The organism is Burkholderia aenigmatica (assembly GCF_902499175.1).
Taxonomy (GTDB): domain Bacteria; phylum Pseudomonadota; class Gammaproteobacteria; order Burkholderiales; family Burkholderiaceae; genus Burkholderia; species Burkholderia aenigmatica.
Genome location: NZ_CABVQC010000020.1, coordinates 107,879 through 116,226, shown reverse-complemented (window position 1 = coordinate 116,226; position 8,348 = coordinate 107,879). Strand labels below are relative to the sequence as shown.

Below are 8,348 nucleotides of genomic sequence, written 5' to 3'. Positions count from 1 at the left end.
GTGCGGTGTGCGGTGTGCGGTGTGCGGTGTGCGGTGTGCGGTGTGCGGTGTGCGGTGTGCGGTGTGCGGTGTGCGGCACGCGGCACGCGGTGCGTGCCGTGCATCGTCGCCGTCCGGCGCGGCCTGTGCGCGCGCACGACATCGTGCTTCGCCGATTCGTGTCGCGCGTTCGCGGCACGCGTGCGAGTAGCTCGCACGTCGACGTAACCGCGTCATCAGCGGTCGTCGCTGTCGACCGGTGCGACCTCGTGCGCGTGCCCTGAAATGCGCATCGTCACGAACGATCGCACGCCCTACGCGCTGCATGTGCAGCGTTGCGCAAGTTTCGATCCCGCCCCGTGTTTCGTGCGTTGCCCTACCCATGACATGGAGATCGCGCTGCATTCGCACGCGCATCGCCCGCCGACGCAGACTTTTAAAACCAACGAATGACGAGTATGCTTAAAAAAGCACTCCCCGTTCGGACGGCGAATCGCGTGCCCTGACTCCCTTCCGATCGCATTGCGGCCCCATCGCTTCGCGCCCCGCGCGTCGATGGCGGCGTCTGCTTCTCGCGCCACGGCCGCACGAACCTTTCCCCCAACAATCGTCAGGAGAGCTGGTGAGCCGACTCGTCGTCGTATCCAATCGCATTGCAGATCCCCGTAAAGCTGCGGCCGGCGGGCTCGCCGTCGCCGTGAAAGACAGCCTGCAGGAAACCGGCGGTGTCTGGTTCGGCTGGAGCGGCAGGCTGCGCGGCGGCGACGATCAGCCCACGCATGGCGACGAGGTGCAGATCCAGAACGTCGGCGGCATCCAGCTCGCGACCATCGATCTCGACCCGCAGGATTACGACGCGTACTACCTCGGCTATTCGAACAACGTGCTGTGGCCGGTGTTTCACTACCGGCTCGATCTCGCTCAGTTCGACCGTCGCTTCGCCGACGGCTACCGGCGTGTGAACCAGCTGTTCGCACGCAAGCTGCGCACGCTGCTGCGGCCCGACGACACCATCTGGGTCCACGACTACCAGCTGATTCCGCTCGCCGCCGAGCTGCGCGCGATGGGCTGCACGAATCCGATCGGCTTCTTCCTGCACATCCCGATGCCGCCGCCGCCGATCATGGCCGCGATCCCGGAACACGAATGGCTGATGCGCTCGCTGTTCGCGTACGATCTCGTCGGCTTCCAGACCGAGTCGGATCTGCTCCACTTCGAGCATTACGTCGAAGCGGAAGCCGGCGCCGCGCGGCTGCCCGACGGCCGCCTGCAAGCATTCGGCCGCACGCTGTCGGCCGGCGCCTTCCCGATCGGCATCAACGTCGACGAGTTCGAATCGCTCGCGCGCGATCGAGACGGGATCGACATGTTCGAGCGGATGCGCGACGAATATTCCCGCCGCCAGTTGCTGGTCGGCGTCGACCGGCTCGACTACACGAAGGGGCTGCCGCAGCGCGTGCATGCGTTCCGTCAGTTGCTCGAACAATATCCGGAGAACCGCAACCGCGCGACGCTGATCCAGATCGCCGCGCCGAGCCGCGAGGATCTCGGCGCGTACGACGACCTGCGGCGTGAGATGGACAGTCTGTGCGGCGCGATCAACGGCGACTACGGCGAACTCGAATGGATGCCGATGCGCTACATTCACCGCACCGTCGCGCGCAAGCGCTTGCCCGGCCTCTATCGCGCATGCCGCGTCGCGCTCGTCACGCCTTTGCGCGACGGGATGAATCTCGTCGCGAAAGAATTTCTCGCCGCGCAGGACGCAGCCGACCCGGGTGTGCTCGTGCTGTCGCGTTTCGCCGGCGCGGCCGAGCAGTTGAAGTCGGCGCTGCTCGTCAATCCGTACGACACGCAAGGCACCGCGCAGGCGATCCAGCGCGCGCTCACGATGCCGCTCGAAGAGCGTCGCCAGCGGCACGCGGCGCTGATGGCGATCGTGCGCAAGAGCGACGTGCACTGGTGGCGCACGCGCTTTCTCGACGCGCTCGCCGAAGCCGCCGAAGTCGCGGCCGCAACCGAATCCTGACGCGCGCTCACGCGTCCGTCGTTGCATATTCGAGCGCTGCGCCGTTCACATCGCACAGGTCGACCGAAACCGGAATGCCTTCGCGCAGGCTCTCCGTCAGTACGCAATACGCATCGAACTGATCGAGCACGCGCGTCGCCGCCGCGAGATCGGCCCACGTCTTGCCTATCGACAGCCGGACGGCCATCCCGCCCACCCGTACCCTGCCCGCTTCGTTCTGCACCATGTCGACGTCGATGTGCGCGGCAATCGGCTGCGGATCGACATGCTGTTTTTCCAACGCGAACTGCAGGCTCGCCGCGAGACAGGTCGCGACGGCCGCGGCCAGCAGCCGGATCGGATTCGGCCCGCGTCCGTCGCCGAGCGGCGGCGGTTCGTCGGTGAGCACCGGTGCCAGCGTCGTGCCGGCAAATACCACTTCGAAACAGAAACGCGCCTGCTGCGCGACATCGACCGATACGTGCGCCTCGCTCATGGCGACTCCGTGGAGATCAACAGGGAAAGGAAGGCCGGCACGCCGTCGCATCGACGCGCGCCGCTCGCAGGTTCACGGCATCTTCAGCGCTCGGGTTCGCGTGGCGGCCCGTACGCGACGAAATCGCGCTCGACCGCGGATGCCTGCTCCGTTTCGATCGCGCCGCCGCGTGCGCCGGCCCCGTCGTCGGGCGCGGACACCGGCGCCGTGGCGGACGACGGTTCGGCGCGCCCGTCGATCAACGCCTGCAACGCGTCGCGCTCGAGCACCTCGCATTGCAGCAGCCGGCGCGCGATGCGTTCAAGCGCATCGCGGCGTTCGCCGAGCGTCATCGCGACTCGTGCATGCGCGTCGGTCAGCAACGTGCGCACCTCGTCGTCGATCATCCGTGCGGTGTGCTCGCTGCAGCGCCCGTCGCCCGCATGCCATGCGCCGGGTATGCCCGTGCGCGCATCGCCGTCGTCGAACGTCGCGAGCCCGATCTTCTCGCTCATCCCGTACTGCATGACCATGTGGCGCGCCATCGCGGTCGCGCGTTCGAGATCGTTCTGCGCGCCCGTCGACACGTCGCCGAACACGAGCTCCTCGGCCACGCGCCCGCCGAGCAGCGCATCGATCCGGTCGAGCAGCTCGCTCCGGCGCAACACGTAGCGATCCTCGGTCGGCACCTGCTGCGTATAGCCGAGCGCCGCGACGCCGCGCGGAATGATCGACACCTTTTTCACCGGATCGCAATGCGCGCGGCTTTCCGCGACGAGCGCGTGGCCGGCCTCGTGATACGCGATGGTCAGCTTCTCCTGTGCGTTCATCACGCGGCTCTTGCGCTCGAGGCCCGTCAACGCGCGGTCGATCGCCTCGTCGAAGTCGGTCATGCCGATCGCCGGCTTGCCAAGTTCGGCCGCATGCAGTGCGGCCTCGTTGACGACGTTCGCGAGATCGGCGCCGACGAAGCCCGGCGTGCGCGACGCGAGTTCGCCGAGATCGACGTCCGCCGCGAGCTTCACGCGCTTCACGTGCACGCCGAGGATCTGCCGGCGGCCGTTCACGTCGGGCCGGTCGATCGCGATGTGGCGATCGAAGCGGCCCGGCCGCAGCAGCGCGGGATCGAGGATCTCGGGCCGGTTCGTCGCGGCCATGATGATCACGCCGGAACCGGCCTGGAAGCCGTCCATCTCGACAAGCAACTGGTTGAGCGTCTGCTCGCGTTCGTCGTTGCCCGACATCGGGCCGACGCCGCGCACCTTGCCGAGCGCATCGAGCTCGTCGACGAACACGATGCACGGCGCCTTCTGCTGCGCCTGCTCGAACAGGTCGCGCACGCGCGCCGCGCCCACGCCGACGAACATCTCGACGAATGCCGAGCCGCTGATCGAAAAGAACGGCACGGCCGCCTCGCCGGCCACCGCGCGCGCGAGCAGCGTCTTGCCGGTGCCCGGCGCGCCGACCACGAGGACGCCCTTCGGGATCTTGCCGCCGAGCCGCTGGTAGCGGTCGGGGTTGCGCAGGAACGCGACGAGCTGCTGCAGCTCGGCCTTCGCTTCATCGATACCCGCGATATCGTCGAACGTGATGCCGGTTTCCTGCTGCACGTACACGCGCGCGCGGCTCTTGCCCATCCCGGTGAAATCCTGCAGCCCGCCGCGCCTGCGCAGCATCATGTTCCAGATGAACACGAACAGCACGAGCGGCAGCAGCCACGACGCAAGCGATGCGATCCAGCTCGTGTCGGGCGCGCCGTGATAGCGGATGCCGGCGGCGGTCAGCGTGTCGGTCAGGTGTTCGTCGGTCACGCGGTTGGTCGTGAAGCGCCACGGCGCGCCGGCCTGCTGCACGGCCGCGGTTTCGGAGGCCGGCAGCATCGCGCCGGCCTGCGGCATCTTCAGCGTGCCCGAGATCGACGCGGGGCCGACCTCGAGATCGTCGACGAGCCGTGCGGCGACCAGTCGGTGAAAATCGCTGTACGCGATCGACGCCGACGACGGATGCAGCATCAGCAACTGCGCGGCGAACAGCACGAAGAAGCCCGCCGCGATCAGCAATCCCGGGTAGTCGAATTTCCTGTCCATGGCATCGGGCCGGACGTGCGCGCTACGCTGCGCGGCACGGCGAACGTGCGCGGACACGCGCGCAGCCGGCGCGCGGCATCGGCGGCCATGCGGAAGCGGCCTTCATCCACGCCATCGTCGCCTCGCTTCAACGCCTCGTTCGTCGCATCAATGGCGCCGCGACGACGCCGTCGGCCGGCGCCGCCGGGCAATCCTCGCCCGGGCGGCACGCCGCGACGCGCCGCCCCTGAATCCAGTCTAGTTCGCGCGCGGGCGTCGCGCATGGCCCGAGGCGTGCCTCGATTCGTCCGACAAACACCTTTCATCTGCCCCCGTTGCCGCGTTATAGTCGCACTCATGACATTTTTGTGACAGTCATGCCGAAGCGGCCGGCACGCAACGCCGGCCATTGCTTTCCATCCTGCGGCGCGGCAGCCTGTGCGACGCCACAGCGAATGATGCCCCCGTCCACCCGCCCATTCGAGGAACCCCCGACGTGAACGACACGCCCGATCGCCCCGACGACCTTCCCGCCGATCCCGACCGCCGCCGTGTGCTCGGCGGCCTCGCCGCGCTCGGTGCGGGCGTCGCGCTCAGCGGCTGTGAAACCGTGGCAGGCAGCGCGCCGCGTTCCGCCGCCGACCAGCGCATCGACGAAGCGTTGCGCCAGCGCGTGCGCCACATCGTCGTGATCTATGCGGAAAACCGCAGCTTCGCGAACCTGTACGGCGATTTTCCGGGCGTTCAGCATCCGTTGAGCGAGGTGCGGCCCGAGCACGCGCAGCAGCTCGATCGTGACGGCACGACGCCGCTGCCCGTGCTGCCGAAGATCTGGGGCGGGCTCGTGCCGCAGGCGCAGGAAGTAGACGGCAAGCGCTATGCGATCGCCGAACGCGACATCGACAAACTGCCGAACGCGCCGTTCCTGATCACGGACGTACAGGGCAAGGCGCTGCCGAACGGCGTGATCACGCGCGATCTGTGGCACCGCTTCTACCAGAACCAGATGCAGATCGCGGCCGGCCGCAACAACCAGTTCGCCGCGTGGGCCGATTCCGGCGGCCTCGTGATGGGTCACTACCGCAATTCGGCCGATACGCTGCGACTGTGGAATCTCGCGCGGCAATACACGCTGTGCGACAACTTCTTCATGGCGGCCTTCGGCGGTTCGTGGATGAACCACATGTTCCTGATCTCGGCGCAGCCGCCGCTGTATCCGGACGCGCACAAGCATCCGCATGCGGCGAAACTGCTGTCGAAGGTCGAAGGCGACGATCCCGCCGGTACGCGCCTGAAACTCGCCAACGATTCGCCCGCGTCCGCGCTCGACGGCCCGCCGAAGTTCGCGGCGGATGGCGCGCTGACGCCGGATGGCTACGGGGTGAACACGATGGCGCCGCCGTACCAGCCGAGCTACGTACCGCCGCCCGATCCGGGCAACGCTGCGTATGCGGATCCGGCCGATCATCGCGTGATGCCACCGCAGGGCTATGCGACGATCGGCGACCGCCTGTCAGAAAAGAACGTCGACTGGGCGTGGTACAGCGGCGCGTGGCAGTACGCGCTCGAGCATCGCGACACGGGTACCGTGCCGGATTTCCAGTACCACCACCAGCCGTTCAACTATTTCGAGAACTACGCGCCCGGCACCGACGCGCGCAGCAAGCACCTGCGCGACGCGGGGCTCGGCGACGAGCCGTCGACCAACCACTTCATCGCCGACATCGACGCGGGCCGCCTGCCGGCCGTCACGTTCTACAAGCCGCAGGGCAACCTGAACATGCACGCGGGCTACGCGGACATCGAATCGGGCGACCGTCACATCGCGACCGTGATCGACCATATCCGGCGCGGGCCGCAATGGGACAACACCGTGATCGTGATGACGCACGACGAGAACGGCGGCTGGTGGGATCACGTCGCGCCGCCGGAAGGCGATCGCTGGGGGCCGGGCTCGCGGATTCCGGCGCTCGTGATCTCACCGTTCGCGAAGAAGGGTTTCGTCGATCACACGCTGTACGACACGAACTCGATCCTGCGCTTCATCAGCCGCGTACACGGGCTCGCGCCGCTCGACGGCGTGGTCGCGCGCAACAAGGCGTTCGCCGCGCGCGGTGCGACGCCGCCGGGTGATCTGACGAACGCGCTCGATCTCGGCTAAGAACCGGCTGGCCTGATTGGTTGCCGCTTGGCGGCTTGAAACGACGACGCCCCGGGCAATGCGATTACCCGGGGCGTCGTTCGTTTTCCGCCTGAAATCGCTACGCGGCACTGCGCAGTGCGTCGCACCCCGCTTGCGCGGCATGACGCCCGGCCTGCCGGCCGAAGAACGTCGCGTCGGCCAGCGACAGCCCCGAGCTGTACCCGGCGCCCCAGCGCGGCAGCCCGCAGGTCGTGCGGCCCGCCGCGTAGAGCCCCGGCACCGGCGCGCGCGCCGCATCGACCACCTGCCCGGTCGGCAGCGTGTCGAGCCCGCCGAGCGTGAAGTGCGGATAGAACGCGTAGTCGATCCGGCAATCGAGCGCGACGAACGGCGGCTCGATCAGCGGCTGCAGCCATTTCTTCGCCTTGTGGAACAGCGGATCGGCGCCTTCGGCCGCATGGCGGTTGTAGACGTCGACGGTGGCCGTCAGCGTGCCGGCCGGCATCTGCAGATCGCGTTCGACTTCCTCCCACGTTTCGCCGGCCGCCGCGATGCCGATCCGCGCGATCGCGGGCGGTTCCTGGTACGTCGCCTGGTCGACGAGCAGGTAGATGCGGTCGTCGGCCTGGTGGAACGCGTGATGGCCCGTGCGGCCGTGATAGCCGTCCTCGTTGATGAAGCGTTGCCCGCGCGCGTTCACGAAGATCCCCCGGATCAGCGATTCGGGCGCGTAGAACGGCAGGCTGACGAAGCCCTGATCCATGTGGATCGCCGCGCCGCCCGCGCTCTGGCCGAGCAAAATGCCCGAGCCATCGTCGCCGGGGCCGCCGATCGGCTCGTCCGAGCGCAGGAACTGCGGTGCATGCCGGCGCACCATGTCGCGATTCATCGCGAAGCCGCCCGCGCACAGGATCACCGCGCGACGTGCCCGCACGAATGCCGTCTCGCCATACGCGCGCAGCACGACGCCACGCACGGCGCCGCCGTCGTCGACGATCAATGCCTGCGCGCGCGTGTCGTAGCGCGTCGCGACACCGAGCGCCGCCACGCGTTCCGCCAGCACGCGCATCAGCATCTGCCCGCCGCCCCAGCCCGGCCATTGCGGCGTGTGCCCGCGCGGGCACGGCTTCGCCGCCTCGCTGAACGGCCAGGCTTCCTCGCTGCCCGACCAGATCAGGCAGTCGTCGGTTTCCGGTTCGACGATCCGCTCGGCAATGAACGTGTTCTTGTACGTGAGGCCCTGCGCGACGAGCCAGTCGTGGTGCGCCAGGCTTTCGTTCGCGTAGAGCCGCACCTTCGCGTCGTCGGCGTCGCGGCCGCCGGCCAGCATCAGGTAGCGGTACAGATCCTCGGTGGCGTCGGTAAAGCCGGCCTGCCGTTGCGCGGGCGTGCCACCGCTGCCGCCGAGGTAGATCTCGCCGCCCGACAGCGCGCTCGTGCCGCCGTAGCTCGACGCGCGCTCGACGATCAGCGTGTCGGCGCCGGCGCTCGCGGCTTCGATCGCCGCGCAGGCGCCGGCCGCGCCGAAGCCGACGATCACGACATCGTGTTCGGCATCCCAACGATGTACGTCGCGGGTGTTCAAGGGGTGAGTCAGGGAATCGTCGGATGACATGAGGAATGGTCAGCGTTTAGGAGATCTGCGGGAAGCGGTGGGGGTGGCGAGGGCTCACGGTC

General features: G+C 68.2%; 5 protein-coding genes. 2 read left to right on the top strand and 3 right to left on the bottom strand.

Translation table 11 applies throughout. The features are described 5' to 3' along the window. Window positions 1-601: 601 nt before the first annotated feature. Complete coding sequence (gene otsA / locus BDO18943_RS16550) at window positions 602-2,008, top strand: alpha,alpha-trehalose-phosphate synthase (UDP-forming) (RefSeq protein ID WP_175023347.1); 1,407 nt, start codon at window positions 602-604, stop codon at window positions 2,006-2,008. A gap of 7 nt (window positions 2,009-2,015) precedes the next feature. Here the strand turns inward: otsA and BDO18943_RS16545 are convergent, their stop codons facing one another. Together BDO18943_RS16545 and ftsH are read right to left on the bottom strand one after the other, a co-directional pair. Continuing rightward, entirely contained in the window at window positions 2,016-2,483 is a 468-nt protein-coding gene (locus tag BDO18943_RS16545; protein WP_175023346.1) for an OsmC family protein, read from the bottom strand. 83 nt (window positions 2,484-2,566) lie between these two features. Beyond that, on the bottom strand, window positions 2,567-4,549 hold the full coding sequence (ftsH, locus tag BDO18943_RS16540; RefSeq protein WP_175023345.1) for an ATP-dependent zinc metalloprotease FtsH: 1,983 nt from the start codon (window positions 4,547-4,549) through the stop codon (window positions 2,567-2,569). A 475-nt stretch (window positions 4,550-5,024) separates the two neighbouring features. Here ftsH and BDO18943_RS16535 point away from each other — a divergent pair, with 475 nt between their 5' ends. Further along, on the top strand, window positions 5,025-6,689 hold the full coding sequence (locus tag BDO18943_RS16535) for an acid phosphatase (protein ID WP_175023344.1): 1,665 nt from the start codon (window positions 5,025-5,027) through the stop codon (window positions 6,687-6,689). A gap of 100 nt (window positions 6,690-6,789) precedes the next feature. Here the strand turns inward: BDO18943_RS16535 and BDO18943_RS16530 are convergent, their stop codons facing one another. Next, complete coding sequence (locus tag BDO18943_RS16530) at window positions 6,790-8,286, bottom strand: FAD-dependent oxidoreductase (protein ID WP_175023343.1); 1,497 nt, start codon at window positions 8,284-8,286, stop codon at window positions 6,790-6,792. Window positions 8,287-8,348: the final 62 nt, after the last annotated feature.

Coding starts and splice junctions, on each gene's coding strand:
- BDO18943_RS16545 (WP_175023346.1), bottom strand. CDS start 2,483: ATGAGCGAGGCGCACGTATCGGTCGATGTCGCGCAGCAGGCGCGTTTC.
- ftsH (WP_175023345.1), bottom strand. CDS start 4,549: ATGGACAGGAAATTCGACTACCCGGGATTGCTGATCGCGGCGGGCTTC.
- BDO18943_RS16530 (WP_175023343.1), bottom strand. CDS start 8,286: ATGTCATCCGACGATTCCCTGACTCACCCCTTGAACACCCGCGACGTA.